This is a genomic window from Bosea sp. (in: a-proteobacteria) (assembly GCF_023953965.1).
Lineage (GTDB): Bacteria > Pseudomonadota > Alphaproteobacteria > Rhizobiales > Beijerinckiaceae > Allobosea.
In genome coordinates this window covers 638,560-665,256 of the sequence record NZ_JAMLIX010000001.1, presented here as the reverse complement: position 1 = coordinate 665,256, position 26,697 = coordinate 638,560, and the positions used below count along the sequence as shown (strand labels likewise).

The following is a 26,697-nucleotide window of genomic DNA, read 5'->3' as shown; positions in this document are numbered from 1 at the left end:
GGCCTCGGACCTCCGCTTTCGGAAAAATGGTCAGGGAGACGATATCGGCATGAAAAGCACACCGCGACACGCAAGCCCGGGCTTCAGGAACAGCCTGCGCTTGGCGACGATGGCGATCATCGCGTCGTTCGGCATCGCGACGGCCTTCGCGCAGGGGCATGGCGGGCACGGCGCGCGCGCCCCGGCCCCCGCCAAGGCGCCGGTCGCCCAGGCGCCCGCCCCCGCCCAGGCGGCTCCCGCTCAGGCAGCGCCTGCCCAGGCGGCGCCCGCTCCGGCAAGGCCGGGCACCCCGACCGCGAGCACCGGCACCAGCTACCATACGCCGCATACCTTCACGCTCAAGACCGGCATCGCCGGCGGCCGCATGGTCTATATCGGCGTCGGCGGCGACATCGACGGCAAGGTCAATCCGGACCTCAACGTCCATGAGGGCGAGCTCATCCAGATCAACCTGATCAACGGCGAGGGCGCCGAGCATGACATCGTGATCGACCAATATGCCGCGCGCTCGTCGATCGTCGTCGGCAAGAACGCCTCCTCGACCTTTTCGTTCACCGCGCAGAAGGCCGGCGAGTTCGCCTATTTCTGCTCGATCGCCGGCCACCGTGCCGCCGGCATGGAGGGGCTGGTCAAGGTCTCGGTCGGCTCGCGTGAGGCAGCGGCCTCCGATGGCGCCGACATCGTCCGCGATCCGGCCGATCTGCCGGGCCCGATCGGCCAGCGGCCGCCCCGGGTCGTCCGGGTCGATCTCGAGACCGCGGAGCTCGTCGGCACGCTCAACAACGGCGCCACCTACACCTACTGGACCTTCAACCACAAGGTTCCGGGGCCGTTCGTGCGCGTGCGGGTCGGCGACACGGTCCAGGTTCATCTGAAGAACCCCGAGAACAGCGTGATGATGCACTCGGTCGACTTCCATGCGGCGACCGGCCCCGGCGGCGGCGCCCATGCGACGCAGACCGAGCCCGGCAAGGAGACCATCGTCACCTTCAAGGCGCTCAAGCCCGGCATCTATGTCTATCACTGCGCCACGCCCAGCGTCGCCCACCACATCACCAGCGGCATGTACGGCCTGATCTTGGTCGAGCCGGAAGGCGGTCTGCCGCGCGTCGACCGCGAGTTCTACGTGATGCAGGGCGAGCTCTACACCGTCGATGCCTTCGGCGGAAAGGGCGAGCAGGAGATGGATTACGACAAGCTGATCTCCGAGAAGCCGGAATATTTCGTCTTCAACGGTGCCGTCGGCTCGCTGACCAAGACGCATCCGCTCTACGCCAATGCCGGTGAGACCGTGCGCATCTACTTCGGCGTCGGCGGCCCGAACTTCACCTCGTCGTTCCACGTCATCGGGGAGATCTTCGACAGCGTCTACACCTTCGGCAGCGTGACCTCGCCGCCGCTGACCAATGTGCAGACCGTCACGGTTCCGCCCGGCGGCGCGACGATCGTCGATTTCAAGATCGACCGCGGCGGCCAGTATGTCCTCGTCGATCACGCGCTGTCGCGCGCCGAGCGGGGCCTCGCCGGCTATCTCAACGTCGACGGCCCGGAGAACGACGACATCATGCATGAAGGCCCCGCCAAGCAGTAAGGCAGAGCCGACAGGCACAACGACGATCGAGAGGGCGCCCGGTCCGGGCGCCCTTTCGCATGTTCGGTCATGGGTCGGTGGTGGCGGCCGAGGCAATGCTGGCCCGGCCGATGCGGCGCCAAAAATTGCGACGCGCAGATCATTCTTAAGCAATGGTAATTATTGTTTATACAACGTTAATTATCAACGGCGCAATCCTGTAAATACACCATAATCCGCGGCGGCGCATCTAGCTTCCCATTACGAAACCAGAGCGATTCGGTTCCTGGCGATGCGTTTTCCTGCGTCGCTCCCCGGGCTGCTCTGTCCAGGGGGGCGGAGCATGGATACAGAAAACGTCGGGACGCGCCCGAAGCTGCCGGTCGTCGATGCCGAGGTTCCCTTCGCATTCGAGGAGCTGTTCTTCTCGCGGACCGATTGGCGCGGTGTCATCCAGGCTGGCAACACGGTGTTCCAACGGGTCAGCATCTATGACTGGAACGAGCTCTTCCAGAAGCCGCACAATGTCATCCGGCACCCCGATATGCCGAAAGCCGTGTTCTGGCTGCTCTGGGACATGATCAAGCGCGGCGAGCCGGTCGGCGCCTATGTGAAGAACCGGGCGAAGGATGGCCGCTATTATTGGGTCTTCGCGATCGTGACGCCGATCGAGGGCGGCTATCTCTCGGTGCGGTTGAAACCCAGCAGCCCGATCTTTACGGCAATCGTCCAGGAATACGCGTCGCTGCTCGCGGCGGTCCCCGACAGCAAGGCCGGCGCCAAGGCCGGCGTCGAAGTCCTGTCGCGGCGGCTTTCCGCCCTCGGCTTCGATGACTACGCTTCCTTCATGGCCGCGGCCTTGAGCCAGGAGATCGCCGCGCGCGATCAGCGCCTGGGCCGTCGGCCGGATGCCGCGATCGCCTGTTTCGACGAGTTGCTGACGGCGGCGAAATCGCTCCTGAAGCAGGCCGATCTGATCTTCGAGGCTTATGCCCGCAGCGAATACGTGCCGATCAACCTGCGCGTCCAGGCCGCCCATCTCGGCCAGTCCGGAACGGTCATCGACACCATCTCCAGCAACTACAACCTGATTTCGACCGAGATCCGGAACAACATGGATCGCTTCATCGCGTCGGCTGCGAGCGTGCTCAAGACGATCAACGACGGGCTGTTCCTGCTCTGCACCGCGACGATCCAGCGTGAGGCGGAGGAGCAGTTCCGCCGGGAGATCGCGCTGTCGCAGGATGCCGGCGGGGGAGATCGCGACGCGGAAATGCGGCTTCTCGAAGCCCAGCGGAGCCATTATCGCGAGAAGACGATCGATGGCCTCGCCGCCATCAACGATCGGGCCGGGAGCTTCCGGCGCGACTGTGCCGAGATGAAGCGCCTCGCCGCCGGCCTCGAGGTGACGCGGATCATGGGCAAGATGGAGAGCGCGCGCCTGGCCGTCGTCAAGGACGGGTTGAACGAGCTGATCGACGACCTGGAAGCGTTCCAGACGACGATCACCGAGAACCTGAAGGAGATCGACACCAACAACCAGAATATCCAGGTGAAGGCGCGCAAGCTCGCCACGCTGGTGGATGGGCTCGCCATAGAGGCCGCCTGAAGGGTTCCGGTTATCGAGGATGACGACGAACGCCGGGCGGCCTCGCCACGGCATGCCCGATGAGGCATATGGCGGGCCGGGCCGCAATCGAGGCCCGGCTCGGGTGGTCTCATGGAATCGAACATCGTTCTCGTCGTCGCGGGTCTGGCAGCCGGAGCGCTGAATGCCGTTGCCGGAGGCGGCACCTTCCTGTCCTTCCCGGCGCTGGTCTGGATCGGCGTGCCGCCGATCACGGCCAACGCCACCGCGACGCTCGCGGCGCTGCCCGGCTATGTCGGCAGCGCCTGGGGCTTCCGGAAGGATATCCGTGCGGGTGGCCCGATCGGCATGGGCTGGACGATCGCGATGGCCGCGCTCGGCGGGCTTCTCGGCGCGCTCCTGCTGCTGGTGACGCCGAAGGAGACGTTCTCGGCGCTGGTGCCCTGGCTGCTGCTGGGGGCGACCGTGGTCTTCGCCGCCGGCCCCGCTTTGGTGCAGCGCGTGTTGCGGCAGGGCGGCGGCCTGCCGATGCTGCCGGCGTTGCTGCTGTTGCTCGCCGTGTCGATCTATGGCGGCTATTTCAACGGCGGCCTCGGGATCATGCTGCTCGCCGCCTTCGGCTTCGTCGGCCTCACCGACCTGCACGAGATGAACGGGCTGAAGAGCCTGATGTCGGCGGTCCTGTCGACCGTCTCGGTCGCGACCTATGCCGCCGCCGGGCTGATCGAGTGGCGCTCCGCCCTCGTGCTCGGGGTGTCCTGCGCGCTCGGCGGCTTCATCGGGGCGCAGCTGGCGCGGCGCATCACCAACATGCTGGCGCTGCGCATCTTCATCACGCTCGTCGGGCTAGGGATGGCGGCCGCCTTCTTCCTCGCCTGAGGCGCGGCCGTCGCGCAGGGCGTCGTGCTCCTGGCCGATGATCTCGCTGAGCGCGACGAAATGCTCGGCGAGCGGATTCGTCCTGCGCCAGACCAGGCCGATGCGGCGCGACGGGCGCGGTGCCGCGAGCCGGGCGATGTCGACCTCCACGGCCGCGGTTTCCGCCTTGACCGCCATCTCCGGGATCAGCGTCACGCCCATGCCGGCGCCGACCATGCGCACCAGCGTCGCCAGCGAAGAGCCCTCCATCGGGTCCTGCGACAGGCCGGGGCTCATCTTGCAGAAGGCGAGCGCCTGGTCGCGGAAGCAATGGCCTTCCTCGAGCAGCAGGAGCCGCATCGCGCTGAGGCTCTCGGCGCCCGGCGGCGGCCTGTGCCGGTCGGTGAGCGGCCGGACCAGGACGAACTCCTCGTCGAAAAGGGGGTGTTCCTGCAGCGCGGGCTGCGATGTCGGCAGCGCCATGACCGCGACGTCGAGGCCGCCATTGATCAGGTCCTCCGTCAGCTTGCCGGTCACCGCCTCGCGCGGACGCAGCTCGACCGCCGGGAAACGCTCGCTCAGCCGCCGGATCACCGCCGGCAGCAGATAGGGCGCGACCGTCGGGATCATGCCGATGCGCAGCCGCCCGGTGAGCGACGGGCCCGACGCCCGCGCCAGATCCATCAGCTCGTCCACCGAGCGCACGATCTGCTGCGCCCTGTCGGCAAAGGCCTCGCCGAGGCTCGTGAGGTGGAGCTGCCGGTGGTCGCGCTCGACCAGCTGCGCGCCGAGCTGCTCCTCCAGATCCTTGATCTGCAAGGACAGAGCGGGCTGGCTGATCGCGCAGGCATCGGCGGCGCGGCCGAAATGCCGGTGCTGTGCCAGCGCCGCGAAATAGCGCAGGTGCCGGATTGTTATCATTTGAAAAAATTATCACTCTGATTTGAAAATTCAAGTTCTCTTTATGATGGTGATTGCCTAGAAGGTTTCCAATCGAGCGGCGCGACCTTCGTTCGCGACGATGGGGGATGCCCTGGAGGCATCCGGTTTCAGCAGGTTTCCGAAGGGGGAAAGTCATGGACGGTGTTGACGTGAAGACGACCGGAAAATGCCCGGTCATGCATGGCGGGATGACCCGGACCGGCAGCTCCGTCACCAATTGGTGGCCGAATGCGCTGAACCTCGACATCCTCCACCAGCACGACACCAAGACCAATCCGCTGGGTGCTGGCTTCAACTATCGCGAGGAGCTGAAGAAGCTCGATGTCGCGGCGCTGAAGCGCGATCTGCGCGCGCTGATGACCGACAGCAAGGCGTGGTGGCCGGCCGACTGGGGCAGCTATGTCGGCACCATGGCCCGGATGAGCTGGCATGCCGCCGGCACCTACCGCATCTCGGACGGGCGCGGCGGCGCCGGCACCGGCAACCAGCGCTTCGCGCCGCTGAACTCCTGGCCGGACAACGCCAACACCGACAAGCCGCGCCGCCTGCTCTGGCCGATCAAGAAGAAATACGGCAACCGCGTGAGCTGGGCCGACCTGATCGCGCTCGCCGGCACGATCGCCTATGAGGTCGCCGGCCTGAAGACCTTCGGCTTCGCCTTCGGCCGCGAGGACATCTGGCATCCCGAGAAGGACATCTACTGGGGCGACGAGAAGGAGTGGCTGGCGCCGAGCGACGCCCGCTATGGCGACCTCGCCGACGCCAAGACGCTGGCGAACCCGCTCGCCGCCGTGCAGATGGGCCTGATCTACGTCAATCCGGAAGGCGTGAACGGCAAGCCGGACCCGCTGAAGACCGCCGCGATGATGCGCGAGACCTTCGCCCGCATGGCGATGAACGACGAGGAGACGGTGGCGCTGACCGCCGGCGGCCACACCATCGGCAAGGGCCACGGCAACGGCACCGCCGCTTCGCTGAGCCCCGCGCCGGAGAGTGGTGCGATCGAGGACCAGGGCCTCGGCTGGCTGGTCCAGGGCAAGCGCGGTATCGGCCGCGACACCATGGTCAGCGGCATCGAGGGCGCCTGGACCACCCATCCGACCCGCTGGGACAACGGCTTCTTCGAGATGCTGTTCGGCCATGAATGGGAGCTGCGCAAGTCGCCGGCCGGCGCCTGGCAGTGGGAGCCGGTCGCGATCGCCGACAAGGACAAGCCGGCGGATGTGGAGGATGAGTCGATCCGCCACAACCCGATGATGACCGACGCCGACATGGCACTGAAGGTCGATCCGGTCTATCGCGAGATCTCGCTGCGCTTCCTCAACGATTTCGAGGCGTTCTCCGACACCTTCGCCCGCGCCTGGTTCAAGCTGACCCATCGCGACCTCGGGCCGAAGTCGCGCTATCTCGGCCCGGATGTCCCGGCCGAGGAGCTGATCTGGCAGGATCCGGTCCCGGTCGGCCGCAGCGACTACGACGTCGCCGCCGTCAGGGCGAAGATCGCCGCGAGCGGGCTTTCGACCGCCGATCTGGTCGCGACCGCCTGGGACAGCGCCCGCACCTTCCGCGGCTCCGACAAGCGCGGCGGCACGGACGGCGCCCGCATCCGCCTCGCGCCGCAGAAGGACTGGGCCGGCAACGAGCCGGCGCGGCTGGCGCGCGTGCTCGCGGTGCTGGAGCCGATCGCGGCGGAAAGCGGCGCGAGCGTCGCCGACGTCATCGTGCTCGCCGGCAATCTCGGCGTCGAGCAGGCGGCGAAGGCGGCTGGCTTCACGGTGAGCGTGCCCTTCGTGCCCGGCCGCGGCGACGCGACCGATGCGCAGACGGATGCGGCCTCCTTCGCCCCGCTGGAGCCGCTGGCCGACGGTTTCCGCAACTGGCAGAAGGAAGAATATGCAGTCACGCCCGAGGAGATGCTGCTCGACCGGGCGCAGCTTCTCGGCCTGACGGCGGCGGAGATGACGGTGCTTCTCGGCGGCATGCGCGTGATCGGCACCAACCATGGCGGCACGAAGCACGGCGTGTTCACCGACCGCGTCGGCGCGCTGACCAGCGACTTCTTCGTCAACCTAACCGACATGAACTACGCCTGGGTCCCGACCTCCTACGGCCTCTACGAGATCCGCGACCGGGCGACCGGCGCGGTGAAGTGGACCGCAAGCCGCGTCGACCTCGTCTTCGGCTCGAACTCGGTGCTGCGCGCCTATGCCGAGGTCTATGCCCAGGACGACAACGCCGGCAAGCTGGTCGACGATTTCGTCGCCGCCTGGGCGAAGGTGATGAACGCCGATCGCGCCTGAGGCGATCCGAAACCGGTTCCGCAAGCTTGCCCCGCCGGCCTCGCCGGCGGGGTTTTTCGTCAGGCCATCACCAGCCCGCCATCGACATGCAGGATCTGCCCCGTGACGAAGCGGCTCCAGTCGCTCGCCAGGAACAGGACCGGCCCGGCCACGTCCTCCGGCGTCGCGATGCGGCGCAGCGGCGTCTGCGCGCTCAGCATCTCGCGCACCTCTTCGGGCGTGTCCGCGCTCGCCTGTGTCGGATAGACCAGCCCCGGCGCGACTGAGTTCACCCTGATGCCGAGCGGCCCGAGCTCGGCCGCGAGGTTGCGGCTGAAGCCGACGAGCGCGGCCTTCGCGGTGGTGTAGTCGTGATAGGGAATGCTCGGGCGCGTCACCAGATCGCTGGCGATATTGACGATCGCGGCGCCGCTGCGGCGCTGGAGCAGCGGCAGCATGGCGCGGCTGACCGTATAGGCCGCCTTGACCGCGCCCTCGAACTGCTGGCCGTAAGACTCCCAGGGCGTCTCCCAGAAGCGGGCGCGCTTGTCCGGATCGAAGCGATAGGGCGCGAAGGCGTTGTTGACGACGACGTCGAGCCGGCCGACCTCCTCTGAAATCCGCGCGGCCATGGCGGCGACCGCGTCGGGGCAGGTGACGTCGGCGGCGATGGCCAGCGCCTCGCCACCGAGCGCGCGGCACTCGGCGGCGACGGCCTCGGCTGCGCCTGTGTCCGTCCGGTAGTTGACGATGACGATTCCGCCCTCAGTGGCGAAGGCCCGCGCGATCGCAGCCCCGATGCCGCGGCTCGAGCCGGTGACGAGGATCGCCCGGTCGCGAAATTTCACGGCGCGCCGTCCTTTTGCGGGATGAGGTCGCTCTTCACGACAGCCTTCATGTCGAGCCGGCGGGCGATCAGGCCGAGGCTGCGGAAGCTGTCGGCGCCCTTCTGCAGGGCTTCGAGGTCGAACCGGCCGAGCCCCTCGCGCTCGGTCGTGGCCGAGACGCTGGCCGCGTTGCGCAGCCTGATGATCGCGAGATTGACCGCCTCGTCGCGCCCGTTGATGGCGCGGGTGACGGCGAGGCGCGCGGCCTCCTCGGGGCTGGCGATCATCCAGGCGGCGGAATCGCGATAGGCGGCGAGGAAGCGCTTCAGCAGCGGCTTGTTCTGCTCGTAATAGGCTTCCTTCACCACGAAGATGTCGCTCGGCAGGTTGAGCTGGTCGCGGACCTCGATGACGGTGGCTTCGCCAAGGCCCTTGGCGCGGGCGACGAGCAGGCCGGTATCGGTCGCGGCGGTGGCGTCGACGGCGCCCTGCATCAGCGGCCCGAAGTTGAGCAGGCCGGTGGGCTGGATCTCCACGTCCTTCTCGCCGAGCCCGACCTGATGCAGCAGCACGAGCAGGTTCTGGTAGGTGCCGCTGGCGAGGCTGTAGACGCCGATGCGCTTGCCCTTGAGATCGGCGGCGGTGCGGATGCCGCTGCCCGCGCGCGCGACGACGTTGAAGACGTTCTGCGGATAGATGTTGTAGATCGCGACGAGCTTCTCGCCCTTGTCGAGGGCGAGATAGAGCGCGGCCGGGTCGGTGAAGGCGATGTCGGCCTGGCCGGCGATCAGGGTCTGGAGCGCCGCGCCGCCGCCATTGCCGGGCAGGTAGTCGAGCGCGATGCCCTTCGCCTTGAAGAAGCCCTTGTCCGGCTCGGCCAAGAGGTTGGTGATCTCGCTGATCGGCTGGCTCCAGCCGGCGACGGCGACCTTGTCGGGGGCTTGCGCAGAGGCCGGGGCGGCGAGCCATGACAGGGCGAGGATGAGGAGGGTGCGGAGCGCGGACATGGGGTCTAGCCTTTCGAGAAGCGGTGCAGGACGCGGCGCTCGATCAGGCGCACGGCCTCGTAGAGCAGCATCCCCAGAGCGGTGATGACGATGAAGAGGGCGAAGATCAGGCCGGAATCCATCACGCTCTGCGCCGCGATGATCGAGGCGCCGAGCCCGCTGCGCCCGCCGATGAACTCGCCGACCACCGCGCCGACGAGCGCGAGCACGACGGCGACGCGCAGGCCCGCCATGATGACGGGTAGCGCCGCTGGCAGCTTCAGCCGCAGCAGGGTCTGGAGGCGGCCTGCGCCCAGCATGCGGAAGAGTTCGCGTCTCGCCGGATCGACCTCACCGACGCCGGTCAGCGTGGTCTCCATCACCGGGAAGAAGCAGATCAGCGCGGTGATGACGACGGTCGGCGTCATGCCGAAGCCGAACCAGATGATGAAGAGCGGTCCGAGCGCGAGCTTGGGCACGAGCTGGCTCGCCAACACATAGGGGCGCAGGAGCCGGCCGAGCGCCGGCAGCTCCGCCAGCAGGATGCCGACGCCGAGCCCGACCGCGGCGCCGATCCCGAGACCCAGCGTCATCTCGGCGGCGGTGATGGCGAGATGCGGCCAGAGCCTTCCGGTGGAGACCTCGCTCCACAGCGTCGCCAGCACGGCCGAGGGCGGCGGCAGGACGAGGGCCGGAACGCCGCCGAGCCGGCACCAGGCTTCCCAGAGGGCGAGCAGGGCGAGGAGCAGGAAGAGGGAAGGCAGGCGCGCGCTCATGCCGCCGGCCTCCGGCCGAGCGTGCCGGCCTCGCCCTCCATGGCGTCGCGCAGGGCCCGGCAGGCGGCGGTGAAGGCGGGCGCATAGCGCATGTCGCGATGGCGCGGCCGGGCGAGCGTGATCCGGCGTGTATGCGTCAGCCGGCCTGCCGACATCACCGCGACCGTGTCGGCGAGATAGACGGCCTCGCCGATGTCGTGGGTGACGAAGAGGGCGGTGGTGCCGCCCTGCGCGCAGAGCCGCAGCAGGTCGTCCTGCAATTCCTCGCGCGTCAGGGCGTCGAGCGCGGCGAAGGGCTCGTCGAGCAGGAGCAGGTCCGGCTTGCCGATCAGCGCGCGGGCGACGGCGACGCGGCTCTGCTGGCCGCCCGAAAGCGCGGCCGGCCGGCGTGCGGCGAAGTCCGCCAAGCCGACGCAGGCGAGCAGGTCGAGCGCCGCCTGGCGGTCGGCGCCGGACGGGCGGCGCTTCAGCGAGACCGGCAGCAGGACGTTGTCGATGACGCTGAGCCAGTCGAGCAGCGTCGGCGTCTGGAAGACGAAGCCGGCGCGGGGGCCCGGGCCGCAGAGCGCCTCGCCGCCGATGCGGATCGTGCCCGCGCTCGGCATGAGCAGGCCGGCGGCGAGCTTGAGCAGCGTGGTCTTGCCGCAGCCGCTGCGGCCGAGCAGGCAATGGATCTCGCCGCGCGGGATCGTCCAGTCGACGCCGTCGACGATGGCGGGGCCGGTCGCGTCATAGCGCTGGCTGACCCGCTCGATCGCGACGAAGCCGGGGCTTTCAGTCGACATAGGGGGCAAACCCTTCCGCCGCGGCCTCCGCAGCCTGCTCGATCTCGGTCAGGGTGACGAGGTCGAGCAGGCTGAAGCGGCCGTCATGGTGCCAGCCGGCCTCCGGCGCGCTCATGCGGCCGAGCGGGGCGATGCGGCTGACGCCGGCAGCGCCCAGCGCCTCCGCGAGCCGGAACAGCCGCTCCGGCGCGGCCGCGACGCCGGCCGTCTGGAGGAAATGGCGATGGGGCGCGACCAGGGCGGGGACATCGTCGAGGCTGTCGACCGAAACCAGTTTCAGCGAGCGATTGAGGCCGGTCGGAGCGAGGGTTTCGGGCGCCTCGACATGGAGGATGTTCCAGCCATCGCCGGGTTCGCCCAGCAAGCTGGCGCCGCCCTCCAGCGCGCGCATCTCCTGCGCGCCGCGCCATGCGGCGACCGATGCGGCCTCGCCCGGCGAAAGGGCGCGGCGCGGGTGGCGGTGGCCGAGCGCCGCAAGCTCCTGTGCGAGATAAAGGGCGAACTCGGCCGGCCCGACCCGCCCGCCGCGCTCGACGAAGAGCATCTGCGGCGAATAGCAGCCCTGTTGCTCGTAGCGGACGACGTCATGGGCGGTAAGGCGCGCCAGCGCCGGGGCTTTCCGGCTGTCGAGCGCCTCGCGTGCGATCACGCCGAAGCCGATCCTGTGGCCGTGCGGCAGGAAGCGGGTGGTGACCGGCAGCTTTTCGCGCAGCGCCGTCAGCGTCTCGTTGCCGCCATAGGCCATCACGGTGTCGGCCTCGCGCAGGAAAGCGGCCTCGGCCGCCGCCTCGCCGCCCTTCCACCAGACGATGGCGAGGCATTCGCCGATCTCCGGATCGATCTCGGCGATCAGGCTTGCGAACCAGCCCGCCGTCAGCGGCTCGGCCGAGGCGAGCTTGCCGACGCTGCCCGCCTTGACCAGAAGGCCGCAGATCAGGCTCCAGAGCGAGAGCGCCGGCACGTTGCCGGCCCAGACATGCAGCAGCAGATCCGGCCCGCGGGCGCTGAGATAGCCGCCCTTGGGCGTCGGCTGGAAGCCGTCGAGCAGGGCCGGATTGGCGAAATCCTCGGCCAGGAAGCGCAGGAGCTGCGGGCGCCGGAAGGTCTTGAGATAGCCGGTCAGGCCGAGCCGGACCGTCTCGCGGTCATAGCCGGTGACGACCGGCAGGAGCTCTTCGGCCTTGCGCCGCAGCGGATGGTCGCGGTCGAGCAGCCTTGCGGCGGCGGCGTCGATCGCCGCGACGATGCGGGCGACGGGCATCCGCTTCAGCCGGGCGCGGGCCTGATCGCGCACATGCGCGCAGAGCTGCGCGGCCTGCGCCGCGTCGAGCTCCGGCAGCGCGATGGCGACGCTCCCGCCCCAGGCGTCGTAGCCGACCTCGCGCCAGCGCAACGCCTCGCGAGGGAGACCCGGCAGATGGCCCGCCTGTTCGATCATGAGCGTCAGCCTCGCGCCGCCGCCAGAAATTCGGCGACCGCGACCGAGCAGCCTTTCGAGGCTTCTCCGTCGACCCGGCCGAGCAGCCTGAAGCCACCGGGCACGATCTCGCCGGCATCCTCGGTCAGGATCGCCGAGACGCAGTTGAAATGGGCGAGGTCGTGATGGACGATCACGCCGCGCTGGCCTTCGGGCAAATCCGCGCCGGAGAGCGGATCGACGACGCGGCTGCGGATCCAGTGCGGGCCGGACTTCACGGACGGGCAGACGGCATTGCCGTCGTCATAGAGCTGCGAGCTGAGCTCCGTCATGCCGTACATGTTGATGCAGGCCGAGCGCGGCACACTGAGGGCGGCGGAAAGCCCGTCGTAGAATGCGTCCGGCTCGAGCTCGCGCGACTGGCCCTTGAAGCCGCCGGTGTCGAGGATGCGGCTGCCCTCCGGCAGGGAAAAGCGCCGCCCGCTGGCGGCGAGCGCGTCGATGAGCGGCACGAAGGCATAGCTCGCGCCGAGCAGCGCATAGGGCTCGCCGCCGGCCTGCGCCTCCGCGAGCGCCGTGAGCAAGCGGTCGAGATCGAGGCCGGCGGGGCCGATGAAAACGGCGGAACCGGGCGCTCCGCATTCGCGCCGGGCGAGGGACAGATAATGCGCGAGCGAGGAGTTCGGCAGCTTCGCCTCGTCAGGGAAGAGGATACCCATGCGGATGCGCTCGCGGCCCTGCATGAAGCGCTCGCGGAAGGCGCGCAGCATCGAGCGGTCCCAGACGGCGAGCGTCGGGTGGTGGCTGCGGCCGCGTATCCCTTGCGTCGTGCCGCTCGTCATGAAGACGCGCTCGGCCGTTTCCGGCGGCGTGCAGCTCAGCGTCAGATCCTTGAAGGCGGTGATCGGCACGGCGGGGATGTCGCGCCAGCCGCGCACCGAAAGCGGCGTGCGGCCGCGTTGCAGGCAAAAACGCTTGTAAGGCTCGTTGTTGCGGAACTGCCAGGCGAATAGCTTCAGCGCCATCGCCTCGAATTCGGCTTCCGACGCCTGGGGAAGCGCGATGAACGCCAGCAGCGCCTCGACGATCTCGGCTTGCGTCGCCATGGTCCACTCCGTCCGGACGCCGCACGGCCAGGCCGGCAGCATCGATCGCAACAGGGATCACGGGCGCAAGTTGGAATCAGGGCCTCGACGGCGCCATGTCCCGCATCCCTACGCCGGTATGACCCGGATCAGGTTCGGAGGGTCACCGCGTTGCCGGGCCTTGGCAGGCCCCGCCGGCGGAATCTCAGCCTCCTAGCGAGGCCCCCCTGGGAACGGGATGCAGATGACGGGCAGCGGGGCTCGCTGTCAAGCGGTAAGGAGGCCGGCTCAGCCGCCGAGGTCCCGCGCGGTGCGCAGGAGGTACTGGCCGTAAGCGCCCTTGGCGAGCTTTTCGCCAAGGGCGGTGAGTTCTGGCACCGAGATCCAGCCCTGCCGCGCGGCGATCTCCTCGGGGCAGGCGATGTGCAGGCCCTGGCGGGTTTCGAGCGTGCGGACGAATTCGCTGGCCTCCAGCAGGCTGTCGGGCGTGCCGGTATCGAGCCAGGCGAAGCCGCGCCCCATCGATTCGACCGAGAGCTTGCCGCGTTCGAGATAGATCCGGTTGACGTCGGTGATCTCGAGCTCGCCACGCGCCGAGGGCTTCAGCGCGCGGGCGATCTCGACGACCTCGGCATCGTAGAAATACAAGCCCGTGACGGCCCAGTTCGACTTGGGAACCTTCGGCTTCTCCTCGATCGAGACCGCCTTGCCGGCTTGGTCGAAGGCGACGACGCCGTAACGCTGCGGGTCGCCGACATGATAGGCGAAGACGGTCGCGCCGCTGTCGTGCGCCTGCGCCCGCGCCATCATCCCGGGCAGCGAATGGCCGTAGAACAGGTTGTCGCCGAGGATGAGGCAGGAGGGTTGTCCGGCGACGAATCCGGCGCCGATCAGATAGGCCTGCGCGAGCCCGCCGGGATGGGGCTGCTCGGCATAGGTCAGGCTCATGCCCCAGTCGGTGCCGTCGCCGAGCAGGCGCTTGAAATGCGGCAGGTCGTGCGGGGTCGAGATGATCATGACCTCGCGGATGCCGGCGAGCATCAGCGTCGAGAGCGGGTAATAGATCATCGGCTTGTCGTAGACGGGCAGGAGCTGCTTCGACATCGCCAGCGTCATCGGGTGCAGCCGCGTGCCGGAGCCGCCGGCCAGGATGATGCCCCTCATCGTCATCTCTGATCCTCGATAAGCCGTTCGACGCAAGACCTGAGCGAACTATGCCATTCCGGCAGCCCGACGCCGTGGACGCGGGCGAGCTTGCCGCAATCGAGCCTGGAATTCACCGGCCGCCGCGCCGGCGTCGGATAAGCGGCGCTCGTGATCCGCCTGACCCGGACCGGCTCGCCGCCCAGCCGCTCGCGCTCGGCGAAGATCGCTTCGGCGACATCGGCCCAGACCGCCTCGCCCGCCGCGCTCATATGGAAGACGCCGCGCAGGGAGGCGTCGTCCGCCCGCCCGGTCAGGTTCTGCGCGACGGTGAAGATCGCATCGGCGATGTCGAGCGCGCTGGTCGGCGAGCCATGCTGGTCGGCGACGACGCCGACCTCGCCTTGCGTCTCGGCGAGCCGCAGCATCGTCCTGACGAAGTTCTTGCCGAAGGGGGCGTAAATCCAGGCCGTGCGCAGGATGGCGTGGTTTGCGGTCGCGGCGGCGACCGCCCGCTCGCCGGCGAGCTTGCTCGCGCCATAGGCCGAGATCGGCCCGGTCGCATCGTCCTCGCGATAGGGCCGGTCGAGCCCTCCGTCGAAGACATAGTCGGTCGAGAGCTGGATCACGGGGATGCCGAGCGCGGCTGCGGCGCGCGCCGCCTCGCCGGCGGCCTCGCCGTTGACGCGCATGGCGAGCGCGGGCTCGCTCTCGGCCTGGTCGACGGCGGTATAGGCGGCGGCGTTGACGATGACGTCGGGCCGGGCTGCGCGCAGCGCCGGCGCGACCGTCCTGGGGACGGCGAGATCGAGCTCGGGGCGGCGGATCGCGATGACCTCGACACCCGTGGGCACGCGCTCCAGCATGGCGCGGACGATCTGGCCGGCCCAGCCGGTGACGGCGATGCGCAGGCCCATCAGTCGAAAAACCGCGGCATCGCGTCGAGGCGCGGGTGCTTGCGGTCCTTCTCTGAGAGGGTGAGCGCGGCGAGCGGCAGGCGCCAGTCGATGCCGAGCGCCGGATCGTCGAAGGCGAGCCCATGGTCGCTCTGCGGCGCATAGGGCGCCGTCACCTTGTAGAGCACTTCGGTATCCGGCTCGAGCGTGACGAAGCCATGGGCGAAGCCCGCCGGCACGAGGAGCTGCTTCCAGTTCTGCGCCGAGAGCTCGACCGCGACATGCAGGCCGAACGTCGGGGAGGAGGCGCGGATATCGACCGCGACGTCGAGGATGGCCCCGCGCGTGACCCGCACCAGCTTGTCCTGGGCGAAGGGCGGCGACTGGAAATGCAGGCCGCGCAGCGTGCCGGCCGGGCCCGAGAGCGAGTGATTGTCCTGGACGAAGTCGAGATTAAGCCCGGCCGCGGCGAAGCTCTCGCGGCTCCAGGTCTCGGAGAAGAAGCCGCGGTGGTCGCCGAGCCGCTTCGGCGTGACGATCTTGACGGCGGGGATCGCCGTATCCTCGAGGTTCGGCATCTCGTCCTCTGCTTCAGGCCGCGCCGAGGCGTTCGCCGCGATAGACGCCGGAGCGGATGTCGCCCCACCAGCGCGGATTGGCGAGATACCAGGCGACGGTGCGGCGCAAGCCCGTCTCGAAGGTCTCCTTCGGTGCCCAGCCGAGCTCGCGGCCGATCTTGCCGGCATCGATCGCGTAGCGCGCATCATGGCCCGGCCGGTCGTCGACATGGGTGATCAGGCGCTCGCGGCTCCCCTTCGGATCGGGCCTCAGCTCGTCGAGGATGGCGCAGATCGTCTTCACCACTTCGAGATTGGTCCTCTCGTTGTGGCCGCCGATATTGTAGCTCTCGCCCGTCTTGCCGGCGGTGGCGACGGTGATCAGCGCCTCGGCGTGGTCGTCGACATAAAGCCAGTCGCGCACGTTGAGCCCGTTGCCGTAGACCGGCAGCGGCTTGCCTTCGAGCGCGTTGATGATCATCAGCGGGATCAGCTTCTCCGGGAAGTGATAGGGCCCGTAATTGTTCGAGCAGTTGGTCATCACCACCGGCAGGCCATAGGTGTGGTGCCAGGCGCGCACGAGATGGTCGGACGCGGCCTTGGAGGCCGAATAGGGCGAGTTCGGCTGATAGGCGCTGTCCTCGCGGAAGAGGCCCTCGGGCCCCAGCGAGCCGAAGACCTCGTCGGTCGAGACATGGTGGAAGCGGAAGCGAGCCCGGCGCTCCCCCGTCAGGCTGCGGAAATGGCGCAGCGCCTCCTGCAGCAGGGTGAAGCTGCCGACGACATTGGTCTCGATGAAGGCGGCCGGCCCGTCGATCGAGCGGTCGACATGGCTCTCGGCCGCCAGATGCATCACGATATCGGGCTCGAAATCGGCGAAGATCGCCTTCATCCGCTCACCGTCGCCGATATCGGCCCGCTCGAAGCGATAGCGGTTGCTGCCCGAAACCGGCGCGAGCGAGGCGAGGTTGCCGGCATAGGTCAGCTTGTCGACGACGCAGACCGCGTGCTCGTGCTCTCCGATCAGCTTGCGCACCACGGCCGAGCCGATGAAGCCCGCGCCGCCGGTCACGAGGAATCTCAGGGTCATCGGTCCTCTTCCATCCTTCGGGGCCGGCAGGTAGCACGAACCCGCTTCGGACCAAAGCAAGGCGAATGAAGGGCCGCCTCCGCGCCGCTCAGATGCGGTAGAAATCGCGATACCAGGCGACGAAACGGGCGATCCCCGCCTCGATCGGCGTATCCGGCCGGAAGTCGACGCGGGCCGTAAGCTCCGCGACGTCGGCATAGGTCGCCGGCACGTCGCCGGGCTGGGCCGGCAGGTGCCGCTTGGTCGCCTTGCGGCCGCAGGCCTCCTCGATCGCCGCGATGAAGCGGTCAAGCCGCACGGGCGTGTGGTTGCCGATATTGTAGATGCGCCAGGGGGCGGCGGAGGTGGCGGGGTCCGGCGCCGCCCCGTCGGCATCCGGGGCGGGCTGCGGCGGCAGGCCGGCCAGCCGCACGATCGCCTCGCGGATATCGTCGACATAGGTGAAGTCGCGGCTCATCGCGGCTTCGTCGTAGACCTCGATCGGCCTTCCTTCGAGGATCGCCTTGGTGAACTTGAAATAGGCCATGTCCGGCCGGCCCCAGGGGCCGTAGACCGTGAAGAAGCGCAAGCCCGTCGTCGGGATGCGATAGAGATGCGCGTAAGCATGCGCCATCAGCTCGTTGGCGCGCTTGGTCGCGGCATAGAGCGAGACCGGATGGTCGGCGCCGTCATGCTCGCTGAACGGCACCTTGGCATTGGCGCCGTAGACCGAGCTCGACGAGGCATAGACGAGGTGGTCGACCCGGTTGTGCCGGCAGGCTTCGAGGATCGAGAGGAAGCCGTCGAGATTGGAGGCGGCGTAGGCGCGCGGGTTCTCCAGCGAATAGCGCACGCCGGCCTGCGCCGCGAGATGGATCACGACCTGCGGGCGAAACGCCGCGAAGGCGGCCTGCACCGCGTCGTAGTCGGATATGTCGATCTGCTCGAAGGAGAAGCCGTCGCGGGCGAGGAGGCGGTCGAGCCGCGCCTGCTTCAGGGCCGGGTCGTAATAGGGCGTGAGGTTGTCGATACCGAGGACCGTCACGCCCCGGTCGAGCAGGGACTGCGCGACATGGAAGCCGACGAAGCCGGCCGCGCCGGTCAGGAGCACGCGCTCGAAGGAAAGGTCAAGGTCCACTGTGAGGTTCTGCCGAAGCCGGTTTCGAGGGAAGGTTCAGCGCGTCTGCGCCGCTGCGAAGGCGAGATTTTCGGCGAGCAGCGTCTGCGCCCCCTCCGGCGTCGCCGCCTCGACATAGACGCGCAGCTCCGGCGCGTTGCCCGAGGCGCGGAAATGCACGGTCGCGCCGTCACCGAGCGTCAGGCGCAGGCCGTCGCGCCGGTCGCGGGCCGCGACCCCGCCATGGGCGGCGAAGACTGTGTCGCGCAAGCCCGGACCCTCGGCATCGAGCCGTGCGATCAGCGCCGCGCTCCTCTCCTGCGGGGTCTCCGGAAGGCGGTCCGACAGGGCGGCGGCGAAGCGCGCCTGCGCCGCGACGGCGCTCAGCGGCCGGTGTTCGCTGCGTGCCAGCGCCAGCGTCGCCAGGATCGGCAGCATGGCGTCGCGCGTCGGCAGGGCCTTAAGGCGCCGCCCGTCGCGCGTGACGTCCGAGCCGAGCAGCACGCCGCCATTGGCCTCGAAGCCGACGACGATCCCGGCGCCCTCGGCGCTCGCCTGATCCATGCCGGCGATGACATGGGGGGAACCGACGCGGGTGCGGATCACGGTGCCGAACGCGCCGGGGCGGTCGAGCGCCGAATTCGAGGTCACCGGCGTCACGATCGCATCGGCGCCGAGGAAGCGCGCCGTCAGCGCCCCGACCAGGTCTCCGCGCAGGAAGCGGCCGGTTTCGTCGGCGACGAGCGGACGGTCCGCGTCGCCATCGGTCGAGACGATTCCCGCGAGCGCCAGCGCGCCGGCCCAGTTCCGCGCCTGCGCCTCGTCCTCGGGGCGCAGGGCCTCGGTGTCCACGGGAATGAAGGTCTCGCTGCGGCCGAGCGCGACAGGCGTCGCGCCGAGCGCCGCCAGCACCGTGCAGAGGAGGTCGCGCCCGACCGACGAATGCTGGTAGACGCCGACGATGAGCCCCTCCAGGGCGCGGCCGAAGAAATCGATGTAGCGGGCACGGTAGCCGGCGGCGATGTCGCGCTGCTGCGGCCGGGCCGTGACCTCCGGCATGGCGGCAAGCGCCAGCGCCTCGTGCCGCGCGAGGATGCGGGCCTCGTCGGCCTTGTCGATCTCCCCCGTCGCGCGGTAGAATTTCAGGCCGTTGCGGTCGTCGGGGATGTGGCTGCCCGTCACCATCACGGCGGGGCTGCCGGCGGCCATGGCCGCCAGCGCGAGCGCCGGCGTCGGCACGGCGCCGCAATCCACCGGTATAAGCCCGGCATCGGCGATGGCCTGCGCGCATTGCGCCGCGATCAGCGGGCTGGAGGAACGCAGGTCCCGCCCGATCAGCATCTCCCCGGCCGGTCCCGCCGCCCGGTCCTCCCGCAGCACGGCGCAGAAGGCGCGCAGGTGCGCATAGGCCGGCAGGCCGGTAAGCTCCGTGACGAGGCCGCGCAGGCCGGAGGTTCCGAATTTCAGGCTGCTCATGACGGGAATAAGCTACCCAGTGCGGCAGGCGAAGTCACGCGCCGGCCGCAGCGGGGCGGTGCATCGTCGCGCGCCATTGCGCTGCCCGGCGCCGGGGGCGAAGATGAAGGCCGTGAGAGGCTTTGCGCGTGAGATGAATCAGCCGGTGCTCGCCGAGGGACGGCCATGAGGACGCCGCTGTTCGTCTACCGTTTGCGCAGGCGGCTGCGCCGGCTCGATGTCGCGCTGCTTGCCCTGTCGCTGGGGATAGCCCTCACCGGAGCGGCGGGCCTCGTGCTCTTCGCGGAAAGGCAGTCTGGCTTGGCCCCCGGCGCCGATCCGACGGCGCCCGTCGTCGCGAGCGAGGCTGAGGATCCCGCCCCGGGGTCGCAGGGCTCGAAGCTGGCGGTCAGGATGGAGGCGGCCGTGGTCGAGGAGATGCGGCAGCAGCCCGATGCCGATCTGAGCGGCCTGCCGCCGATGGAGCTGCCGCCGCCGCTGCACTCGATCGACGGCAGCCGCTTCCGGCGCGGCGAGGAGGTGATCCGCCTCGACCGCATCGCCGGGCCACGGACGGGCGATGTCTGCCTCGACGGAGCGCAGCGCTGGGCCTGCGGCCTGCAGGCGCGCGCCGCCCTGCACAATCTCGTCGCGGGCCGCAGCCTGTTCTGCCAGCCGCGCCGGGCCCTGGCGGATGGCGGCATCGCCGCCGACTGCCGCCTCGAGGCGAAAGGCACGCTGCCGGCGGGCGATGTCGCGCATCAGCTCGTCCGGCTGGGCTGGGCGCGGCCCGTGCCGGAGGGCGCGCCGGAATTCGCCGCCGAGATGGCGCAGGCACAGGCGGCGGGGGCCGGCTTGTGGCGCGGCGGATGGCAGCTGTCGGCGCCTTAGGCGGGGTGGGCAATTGCGGGATCAGAGCCACCGCTCGCCATTCCGGGGCCCGCCGCAGGCGCGAACCCGGAACCCACGATTGCGTGAGGCATCCGACACCCGGTGATGAGCCGCTCGCCCGGTCGTGGGTTGCGGGTTCTTCGCTGACGCGAAGCCCCGGAACGACAACCGGTCGTGCGCAAGAATCGTCGAGGCCCGCTCAGCCCGCGTCGAGCAGGCGCACGGTCTCGGCCAGCACGCGCGCGCCGTCGCCGGCCTGCTCGGGCGTGATCGATTCCTCCGGCGCATGGCTGCGCCCGTCGAGGCAGGGCACGAAGATCATCCCGACCGGGCCGGTCCGGGCGACCTGGACGCCGTCATGGCCGGCCCCGCTCGGCAAGTCGCGCGTGGCGAGGCCGAGCGAGGCGGCCGCCCGGGCGATCGTCTGCCGCACCAGCGGCGCGCAGGCCGTCGGCGCGACATGGCTGATCGGCGCGACCGCGATCGTCAGCCGCAGCGCCTCCAGCGCGGGCCGCAGGTCCCGCGCCAGCGCCGCGCCGAAAGCCGCGGTCGCCGCCTCGTCGCCGGAGCGGACCTCCAGCGTCAGCACCGCCTCGCCCGGCACGGCGTTGGCGGCGTTGGGGCTGACTTCGATATGCCCGAAGGTGGCGACGAGCGGCTGGTTGCCGCGCGCGCTCGCCAGCGCCCGTTCATAGGCGGCCTGGATCAGCTTCGCGGCGCCGACCAGGGCATCGGCGCGCAGCGGCATCGGCGTCGCGCCGGCGTGGTCGGCCCGGCCGGTCACGGTGATGCGCTCGCGGTGGATGCCGGCGATGTCGGTGACGATGCCGATCGGAATGCGTTCGTTCTCCAGCACCCGGCCCTGCTCGATATGCACTTCGACATAGGCCGCGATGCCGTCGGCGGGCCGCTTGACAGAGGCCAGTTCGTCCGGGTGGCCGCCGACATAGGCGATGCCTTCGCGCAGCGTCATGCCGTCGGGGCGGGTCAGGGCGAGATGCTCCGCGTTCAGGGTCCCGGCGAGCGCGCGGCTGCCGATGCAGGACAGCCCGAACTCGCTCGGCTCCTCCGCCAGGAAGTCGACGACCTCCAGCGGATGGCGCGGCCGTTCGCCGCGCTCGACAAGGTCCTGCGCGACCTCGAGCGCGGCGAGCACGCCGAGGATGCCGTCATAGCGCCCGCCCGAGGGCACGGTGTCCGAATGCGAGCCGATCAGGATCGGCTTCAGCGCCGGATCGGCCCCGGCGAGCCGGCCGATCAGGTTGCCGGCCGCGTCGATCTCGGTTTCCAGCCCGGCGGCGCGGAATTCCGCCGCGAGCCAGGCCCGGCCCTCGAGGAAGCGCGGGGTGAAGGAACGGCGCGTCCAGGGGCGCTCGGGATCGGTGATCCGCGAGAGCGTCTCGATGCGCCGCCAGAGACGGTCCTGATCGATCGCCATGGCGGTCACGCCGCCGGACGCAGGAGAGGGCCGTAGCCGGCGGTGTCGATCGTCGGGAAGCGTCTCATCGGCCGGCTTCGTCCCATCTCGGTTGAGAACAGCGCCGGTCGTCGCCGGCATGAGGGCGAACTTAGAGCAGCGGAGCGGAAAGTGGAAACCGCCCTCCGTCCGCTCAGTCGCGTCGCAGGCGGCGCGTGAGGTACCACAGCGCGAAGGCACCCGACGCCGCGATCTGGCCCGCGACCAGGAGGAAGGGCCAGTCGAAACCGCCGGTCCAGTGCGCGATGACCGCGAAGATCAGCGGTCCGCAGATCGAGCCGGCGAAGCCGAACAGGCTCGCTCCCGACGTCACGTCGCCGATCAGCGTAGGCGGCGAGACCCGCGCCAGCTCGGCCATGTGGACGCCGTTCCAGCCCATCGCGGTGGCCCCGATCAGCGCCATGCAGAGATGGAGCAGCCAGGCAGGCGCGCCGCCCGCCGCGATCATCAGGGCGATCGCCGTGCCGGTCACCGGGGCGAGCACGCAGAGCAAGCGCAGCCCGCCGCCGAGCCTGTCGGCCAGCCAGCCGAGGAAGATCCGCGAGAAGGTGCTCGCCACGAGCAGCGTCGCGACGAGATGGCCGGCCTCGGCCAGGGTCTTGCCGTGCTGGGTGACCATATAGGTCGCGGTGAAGGCGTTGACGCAGGCCTGGGTCATCGAGAACGAGACCCCGAGCGCGGCCAGCATCGGCAGCGAGGCATGGGAGCCCAGCACGCGGGCCGAGCGCGTCAGCGACGAGGGTGACAGGAACATCCGCGCCCAGGCCGGGTTGCGCGGGCCTTTCTCCAGGTCGAGGCTCGCGCGGAAGGCCCGGACCAGCATGGCGCTGGCCAGGACGATGGCGGTCATGGCCCAGATCGTGCCGGCGAAGCCGAGCCCCAGGACCATCGGCGCGACGACGACGCCGGCGATCGCGCCGCCGAGCGGGACGCCGGCCTGCTTGATCGAGAAGACCAGCGTGCGGTGCGCGGGCGGCGCCGTGCGCATCAGGATCTGGCTGCCGGCCGGCGTGTTGGGGGCGAGGCCGAGCCCCACCAGGAGCGCGCCGGCGAGGCCGAGGAGGCTGAAAGGCTGGGACAGGAGCACAAGCCCCGCCGCGATCGAGAAAAGCCCGATCTGGAGCGCCCGGGCCGGGCCGTAATGGTCGAGCATCGGATTGCCGCAGGCGAGGAACCAGCAGATGCCGACCGAGACGACCGCCGAGACATAGCCGATGCTTTCGGGCGTGAGGCCCCAGCGCAGGGTCAGGAGCGGGCCGAGAAGGGGAATGACGGCCGCGGCGAAGGAGCTCACGACCTGGACGAGGAGGGTGGCGCCGAGCGCGCTTCCCCACACTGGCAGCTTCAAGGTGGATTCTCCGGTCCCCTCGCCGCGCGCTCGTCCCGCTTGAAGAGCCGGGCGGGAGATCGCGGCGCCGGATTGTTCTTCCGGCAAGGCCGGCGAACGGTCGAGATGGATTGATGGATTGGCGGGGCTGCGCCGGAAGCATGCGGCCCGCAGGGTCACACGCGGCGATAGACGTCCTCGATGCGGATGATGTCGTCCTCGCCGAGATAGGACCCGACCTGGACCTCGATGATCTCGAGCGGGATCTTGCCGGGATTGGCCATGCGGTGGACGCAGCCGATCGGCAGGTAGATCGATTCGGTCTCGTGCACGGTGATGGTCTCGCCGTCGCGCGTCACTTCGGCGGTGCCGCGCACCACGACCCAGTGCTCGGCGCGGTGGTGGTGCTTCTGCAGCGAGAGCACGCCGCCCGGCTTCACGGTGATGCGCTTGACCTGGTAGCGCTGCCCCATGTCGACGGAGAGATATTTCCCCCAGGGGCGCTGGATCTCGCGGTGGACGCCGGCTTCCGATTCGCCGTGGGCGGTGATCAGGGCGACCATCTCCTTGACCTTGCCGGCCTCGCCCTTCGGCGTCACCAGCACGGCGTCGCGCGTCGCGACGACCGCGACGTCGGTAAGGCCGATCACGGCGACGAGCGCGTCCTCCGAGCGCAGGAGGTTGTTCGCGCCGCCCAGCACATAGCCGCGCCCTTCGATGACGTTGCCCTCGGCGTCCTTCTGCGACAACTCCCAGACCGCCGACCAGCCGCCGACATCCGACCAGCCGAAATGGCCGGCGACGACGGCGGCCTTGCCGGTGTGCTCCATCACCGCATAGTCGATCGAGATGGTCTTCGCCCGGCCGAAGGCCGTGGCGTCGAGCAGCAGGAAGTCGAGATCGGGCCTTGCCTGAGCGACGGCCTCGGCAACCGGCGCCGCGACCTCCGGCGCGAGCGCCTGAAGTTCGGCCTGCATGGTCGCGGCGTCGAAGATGAAGTTGCCGGAATTCCAGAGATAGCCGTCGAGCAGATACTGCGCCGCGCGCTCCGCATCGGGCTTCTCGACGAAGGAGGCGATCCGGCGGGCGCCGTCGGCGATCTCTTCGCCCGGCCGGATATAGCCGTAGCCGATGGCAGGCGATGTCGGCGGAATGCCGATCGTGACGATGTTCCCCTGCGCGGCGACGGTGCCGGCCCGCCGGCAGGTCTCGACGAAGAGCCGGCTGTCCTGGACGACGTGGTCGGCGGCGAAGACGCCGACGATCGCCTCAGCGTCGCGCGCCAGCGCCAATGCGGTTGCGGCGGCGACCGCGGCGGCCGAATCGCGCCGCACCGGCTCGAGCACGATCTGGGCGCTCGTCCCGCTGGCCTGGAGCTGCTCGAGCACCGTGAACCGGTATTCGATATTGGTGATCACGATCGCGGGCGCGAAGACTTCCGCGTCCGACAAAAGCCGCATCGTCCGCTGGAAGGTCGAATCCTGGCCGAACAGCCCGATGAACTGCTTCGGCATGGTATCGCGCGAAACCGGCCACAGCCGGGTGCCTGCTCCCCCGCACATCACGACAGGTATGATCTTCGAAGGCATCGGCGTCAGACCTGCACGGCTCCCGGCTCAGCCTTTCGATAAAGCATCTCGGGCGCCCGTTCCATGGATCATGAACGGGCCCGGCCGCATTTCGGCAGGGTGCCGGCTGGCCAATGGCGTTTCGGCCGGGTAGCGTGGCCGCGGTGGAATCGGCTGGAGGGCGCGATGTTCGTTCGGACGCTCGCTTGTGCGGTCCTTCTGCTGGCGCTCGCCACGACCGCGGGCGTCGAGGCCCAGTCGCCCGCCGGGATGGCCGCCTGCGCGGACGAGCGCGTGAAGACCACGGCGCTGACGATCGATCAGCTCGCCGCCGCGGAAGCCCGATGCAGCCAGGTGCTGGCTGGAGCGCCCGGCCCGGCCGACCAGCAGAAGGCGCTGTTCTATCGCGGCCTCATGCGGTTTCTGCGGGCCGTCCAGACGGGGGCGGCCGCGGCGAGCAAGCCCGACGGCTCGATTGCCTATTCCGGCCCCTCCCTGGCGCAAATGCAGGCGGCGCTCGCCGATATCGAGGCGGCGATCGCCTCCGATGGCCCGATGAAGGGCGAGGCGCTTGCGCTGCGCGCCACGGTCAACCAGGTGACCGGGCGCAGCTCCGAGGCGCGGGCCGATATCGCCGAGGCCATGCAGGCGGCGCCGAAAGACGCGACGCCCTTCGTCCAGCGTGCGCTGGAAAACGAAAACGCCGGAGACGTCAATGCGGCGCTCGCCGACCTGAACCAGGCTCTCGAGCTCGACCCCGGCGCGGGGACGGCGCTGTTCGCGCGCGGAAGCCTGATGAGGCGATTGGGCCGGCTCGAGCAGGCGAGGATCGATCTCGCCGCCGCCGCGGCGCTCGGCCCGCCCTTTCGTCGCGTCGCGCTGACGTCCAAATCGCAGCTGGAGCTGCGGGCCGGCGATCTGCGCGCGGCCTATGACGATCTCGTGGCGGCCTCGCGGGAGACCGGCGACATGCCGAAGGCCGAGGCCGCAGCCCAAAGCGCGGAGCTGTTCGTCAGGGCGGGCGACCTGGCGCTCTTTACGCTGAAGGATCCCGATACCGCCGAGAGGCTCTACAAGGAGGCTGCCCGCCTTGTGCCCAAGAGCTGGGGCCCGGCGCTCGGGCTGGCGCGGATCGAGGAGGCGCGGGGCGCCAACGACAAGGCGATCGCCATCTACAAGCGCATCGTCGCGGCGACACGGTCGACGCCGAACCTGTACGAGCGCATCTGGGCCTCCCAGCGGCTGAAGGCGTTGACGCAGCCGGGGTCGCGTCCGCGCTCGGGGCCCTTTCGCCAGGGGACGGATACCGGGCTCGGGCCGGGCAAGGCCTCGCCCGACGGGCTGAAGCGGATCGCCTTCGTCATCGGCTCCGGCGACTATGCCGAACTGGCGAGCCTGCCCAATGCCCGCCGCGACGCCGCCGTCATGGGGCACGCTCTGGCGGATATGGGCTTCGAAACCGTCGAGGTCGCAGAGAACCTCGCGAAAGCGGATCTGCGCGGCGTTCCCGCCTATGTCGCCGAGAGGGCGGCCGAGGCCGATATCGTCGTCGTCTTCTACGCCGGCCACGGCGTCGAGACGGGGGGCGTCAACTACGTCGTCCCGGTCGATGCCACGCTGGAGAGCGACAAGGAGCTTCAATCCGGCGCGCTTGCGCTCAAGGAGCTGACGGCGGCGGCGAGCAAGGCGCGGCGCGGCGCGCTCGTCATCGTCGATGCCTGCCGCGACGATCCCTTCGTCGAAGCGCGGGCGGTCGCGGCCTCGCGGGGCACCGGGGCCGGGCGAGGGAGCCCGCTGCCCGACAGGCTGCACATGGGCCTTGCGGCGACGCCGCTGCCCCCGCCCAACAACGTGGTTCTCCACTCCACCCAGCCGGGCCAGACCGCAGCCGACGGAGACGGGCTGGACAGCCCCTTCGTACGCTCCCTGCTCGAGACGCTCTCCACGCCCGGCAAAGGCCTGGAAGAGGTCGTGCGCGACACCGCAAGGCGCGTCGCCGAGCGCACTGAGGGGCGCCAGCTGCCCGCCGCCTACGGCACGGCGCCCGCCGTGCCGCTGCTGCCGCGAAACGTCGCCCGGTAGCT

The 26,697-nt window shown here is 69.7% G+C and carries 22 protein-coding genes and 1 riboswitch; of the genes, 6 read left to right on the top strand and 16 right to left on the bottom strand.

Annotation, left to right across the window (positions count from 1 at the left end):
• Positions 1-49 precede the first annotated feature (49 nt).
• The 3 genes from nirK (at position 50) to M9917_RS03105 (ending at position 4,037) form a co-directional block, all read left to right on the top strand.
• The gene (nirK, locus tag M9917_RS03115) at positions 50-1,591 is read left to right on the top strand and encodes a copper-containing nitrite reductase (protein WP_297250836.1); all 1,542 of its coding nucleotides are present in this window, start codon (positions 50-52) and stop codon (positions 1,589-1,591) included.
• A 322-nt stretch (positions 1,592-1,913) separates the two neighbouring features.
• Positions 1,914-3,179, top strand: a complete 1,266-nt coding sequence (locus M9917_RS03110; RefSeq protein ID WP_297250835.1) for a PAS domain-containing protein — start codon at positions 1,914-1,916, stop codon at positions 3,177-3,179.
• A gap of 111 nt (positions 3,180-3,290) precedes the next feature.
• Complete coding sequence (locus tag M9917_RS03105) at positions 3,291-4,037, top strand: sulfite exporter TauE/SafE family protein (RefSeq protein WP_297250834.1); 747 nt, start codon at positions 3,291-3,293, stop codon at positions 4,035-4,037.
• Here the strand turns inward: M9917_RS03105 and M9917_RS03100 are convergent.
• A complete protein-coding gene (locus M9917_RS03100) occupies positions 4,005-4,937 on the bottom strand; it encodes a hydrogen peroxide-inducible genes activator (RefSeq protein WP_297250833.1) in 933 nt (310 codons plus the stop codon). The genes M9917_RS03105 and M9917_RS03100 overlap by 33 nt on opposite strands.
• A 155-nt stretch (positions 4,938-5,092) precedes the next feature.
• Here M9917_RS03100 and katG point away from each other — a divergent pair, with 155 nt between their 5' ends.
• On the top strand, positions 5,093-7,258 hold the full coding sequence (gene katG, locus M9917_RS03095; protein ID WP_297250832.1) for a catalase/peroxidase HPI: 2,166 nt from the start codon (positions 5,093-5,095) through the stop codon (positions 7,256-7,258).
• A 59-nt stretch (positions 7,259-7,317) separates the two neighbouring features.
• Here the strand turns inward: katG and M9917_RS03090 are convergent, their stop codons facing one another.
• From M9917_RS03090 to M9917_RS03035, 12 genes are all read right to left on the bottom strand, one after another.
• A complete protein-coding gene (locus M9917_RS03090; protein ID WP_297250831.1) occupies positions 7,318-8,085 on the bottom strand; it encodes an SDR family oxidoreductase in 768 nt (255 codons plus the stop codon).
• Positions 8,082-9,071 (bottom strand): ABC transporter substrate-binding protein, encoded by a 990-nt coding sequence (locus M9917_RS03085; protein WP_297250830.1) that lies wholly within the window; start codon positions 9,069-9,071, stop codon positions 8,082-8,084. Before M9917_RS03085 ends, M9917_RS03090 begins: the two co-directional genes overlap by 4 nt.
• Positions 9,072-9,076: 5 nt before the next feature.
• Complete coding sequence (locus M9917_RS03080; protein WP_297250829.1) at positions 9,077-9,826, bottom strand: ABC transporter permease; 750 nt, start codon at positions 9,824-9,826, stop codon at positions 9,077-9,079.
• On the bottom strand, positions 9,823-10,611 hold the full coding sequence (locus M9917_RS03075) for an ABC transporter ATP-binding protein (protein ID WP_297250828.1): 789 nt from the start codon (positions 10,609-10,611) through the stop codon (positions 9,823-9,825). The genes M9917_RS03080 and M9917_RS03075 overlap by 4 nt, the downstream gene beginning before the upstream one ends.
• Positions 10,601-12,049: an acyl-CoA reductase gene (locus M9917_RS03070; RefSeq protein WP_297250827.1), complete on the bottom strand. Its 1,449-nt coding sequence runs from the start codon at positions 12,047-12,049 to the stop codon at positions 10,601-10,603. The genes M9917_RS03075 and M9917_RS03070 overlap by 11 nt, the downstream gene beginning before the upstream one ends.
• A gap of 5 nt (positions 12,050-12,054) precedes the next feature.
• A complete protein-coding gene (locus tag M9917_RS03065; protein ID WP_297250826.1) occupies positions 12,055-13,134 on the bottom strand; it encodes a LuxE/PaaK family acyltransferase in 1,080 nt (359 codons plus the stop codon).
• Positions 13,135-13,221: 87 nt separating this feature from the next.
• A riboswitch (TPP riboswitch) is annotated at positions 13,222-13,352 on the bottom strand.
• A 49-nt stretch (positions 13,353-13,401) separates the two neighbouring features.
• Positions 13,402-14,277, bottom strand: coding sequence for a glucose-1-phosphate thymidylyltransferase RfbA (rfbA, locus tag M9917_RS03060; protein WP_297254675.1), 876 nt, complete (start codon positions 14,275-14,277; stop codon positions 13,402-13,404).
• Between the two features lie 2 nt (positions 14,278-14,279).
• On the bottom strand, positions 14,280-15,173 hold the full coding sequence (rfbD, locus tag M9917_RS03055) for a dTDP-4-dehydrorhamnose reductase (protein ID WP_297250825.1): 894 nt from the start codon (positions 15,171-15,173) through the stop codon (positions 14,280-14,282).
• Positions 15,173-15,730, bottom strand: coding sequence for a dTDP-4-dehydrorhamnose 3,5-epimerase (gene rfbC / locus M9917_RS03050; protein WP_297250824.1), 558 nt, complete (start codon positions 15,728-15,730; stop codon positions 15,173-15,175). The genes rfbD and rfbC overlap by 1 nt, the downstream gene beginning before the upstream one ends.
• A 13-nt stretch (positions 15,731-15,743) precedes the next feature.
• Entirely contained in the window at positions 15,744-16,799 is a 1,056-nt protein-coding gene (gene rfbB, locus M9917_RS03045; protein WP_297250823.1) for a dTDP-glucose 4,6-dehydratase, read from the bottom strand.
• An 88-nt stretch (positions 16,800-16,887) separates the two neighbouring features.
• A complete protein-coding gene (locus tag M9917_RS03040; RefSeq protein WP_297250822.1) occupies positions 16,888-17,916 on the bottom strand; it encodes an NAD-dependent epimerase in 1,029 nt (342 codons plus the stop codon).
• Between the two features lie 36 nt (positions 17,917-17,952).
• Complete coding sequence (locus M9917_RS03035; protein WP_297250821.1) at positions 17,953-19,371, bottom strand: phosphohexomutase domain-containing protein; 1,419 nt, start codon at positions 19,369-19,371, stop codon at positions 17,953-17,955.
• Between the two features lie 165 nt (positions 19,372-19,536).
• Here M9917_RS03035 and M9917_RS03030 point away from each other — a divergent pair, with 165 nt between their 5' ends.
• The gene (locus M9917_RS03030; RefSeq protein WP_297250820.1) at positions 19,537-20,241 is read left to right on the top strand and encodes a thermonuclease family protein; all 705 of its coding nucleotides are present in this window, start codon (positions 19,537-19,539) and stop codon (positions 20,239-20,241) included.
• Positions 20,242-20,440: 199 nt separating this feature from the next.
• On the opposite strand, the gene M9917_RS03025 is transcribed toward M9917_RS03030, so the two are convergent.
• The 3 genes from M9917_RS03025 to M9917_RS03015 form a co-directional block, all read right to left on the bottom strand.
• The gene (locus tag M9917_RS03025; RefSeq protein ID WP_297250819.1) at positions 20,441-21,679 is read right to left on the bottom strand and encodes a Zn-dependent hydrolase; all 1,239 of its coding nucleotides are present in this window, start codon (positions 21,677-21,679) and stop codon (positions 20,441-20,443) included.
• A gap of 172 nt (positions 21,680-21,851) precedes the next feature.
• A complete protein-coding gene (locus tag M9917_RS03020) occupies positions 21,852-23,066 on the bottom strand; it encodes an MFS transporter (protein ID WP_297250818.1) in 1,215 nt (404 codons plus the stop codon).
• 155 nt (positions 23,067-23,221) lie between these two features.
• A complete protein-coding gene (locus tag M9917_RS03015) occupies positions 23,222-24,634 on the bottom strand; it encodes a mannose-1-phosphate guanylyltransferase/mannose-6-phosphate isomerase (RefSeq protein WP_297250817.1) in 1,413 nt (470 codons plus the stop codon).
• Positions 24,635-24,799: 165 nt separating this feature from the next.
• On the opposite strand from M9917_RS03015, the gene M9917_RS03010 reads away from it, so the two are divergent.
• Positions 24,800-26,695 (top strand): caspase family protein, encoded by a 1,896-nt coding sequence (locus M9917_RS03010; protein WP_297250816.1) that lies wholly within the window; start codon positions 24,800-24,802, stop codon positions 26,693-26,695.
• The last annotated feature ends 2 nt before the right edge of the window (positions 26,696-26,697 follow it).

Coding starts and splice junctions, on each gene's coding strand:
- M9917_RS03070 (WP_297250827.1), bottom strand. CDS start 12,049: ATGATCGAACAGGCGGGCCATCTGCCGGGTCTCCCTCGCGAGGCGTTG.
- M9917_RS03025 (WP_297250819.1), bottom strand. CDS start 21,679: ATGGCGATCGATCAGGACCGTCTCTGGCGGCGCATCGAGACGCTCTCG.
- M9917_RS03110 (WP_297250835.1), top strand. CDS start 1,914: ATGGATACAGAAAACGTCGGGACGCGCCCGAAGCTGCCGGTCGTCGAT.
- M9917_RS03080 (WP_297250829.1), bottom strand. CDS start 9,826: ATGAGCGCGCGCCTGCCTTCCCTCTTCCTGCTCCTCGCCCTGCTCGCC.
- M9917_RS03015 (WP_297250817.1), bottom strand. CDS start 24,634: ATGCCTTCGAAGATCATACCTGTCGTGATGTGCGGGGGAGCAGGCACC.
- M9917_RS03030 (WP_297250820.1), top strand. CDS start 19,537: ATGAGGACGCCGCTGTTCGTCTACCGTTTGCGCAGGCGGCTGCGCCGG.
- nirK (WP_297250836.1), top strand. CDS start 50: ATGAAAAGCACACCGCGACACGCAAGCCCGGGCTTCAGGAACAGCCTG.
- M9917_RS03010 (WP_297250816.1), top strand. CDS start 24,800: ATGTTCGTTCGGACGCTCGCTTGTGCGGTCCTTCTGCTGGCGCTCGCC.
- M9917_RS03065 (WP_297250826.1), bottom strand. CDS start 13,134: ATGGCGACGCAAGCCGAGATCGTCGAGGCGCTGCTGGCGTTCATCGCG.
- rfbD (WP_297250825.1), bottom strand. CDS start 15,173: ATGGGCCTGCGCATCGCCGTCACCGGCTGGGCCGGCCAGATCGTCCGC.
- M9917_RS03105 (WP_297250834.1), top strand. CDS start 3,291: ATGGAATCGAACATCGTTCTCGTCGTCGCGGGTCTGGCAGCCGGAGCG.
- M9917_RS03100 (WP_297250833.1), bottom strand. CDS start 4,937: ATGATAACAATCCGGCACCTGCGCTATTTCGCGGCGCTGGCACAGCAC.
- rfbC (WP_297250824.1), bottom strand. CDS start 15,730: ATGCCGAACCTCGAGGATACGGCGATCCCCGCCGTCAAGATCGTCACG.
- M9917_RS03085 (WP_297250830.1), bottom strand. CDS start 9,071: ATGTCCGCGCTCCGCACCCTCCTCATCCTCGCCCTGTCATGGCTCGCC.
- katG (WP_297250832.1), top strand. CDS start 5,093: ATGGACGGTGTTGACGTGAAGACGACCGGAAAATGCCCGGTCATGCAT.
- M9917_RS03035 (WP_297250821.1), bottom strand. CDS start 19,371: ATGAGCAGCCTGAAATTCGGAACCTCCGGCCTGCGCGGCCTCGTCACG.
- M9917_RS03075 (WP_297250828.1), bottom strand. CDS start 10,611: ATGTCGACTGAAAGCCCCGGCTTCGTCGCGATCGAGCGGGTCAGCCAG.
- rfbA (WP_297254675.1), bottom strand. CDS start 14,277: ATGAGGGGCATCATCCTGGCCGGCGGCTCCGGCACGCGGCTGCACCCG.
- rfbB (WP_297250823.1), bottom strand. CDS start 16,799: ATGACCCTGAGATTCCTCGTGACCGGCGGCGCGGGCTTCATCGGCTCG.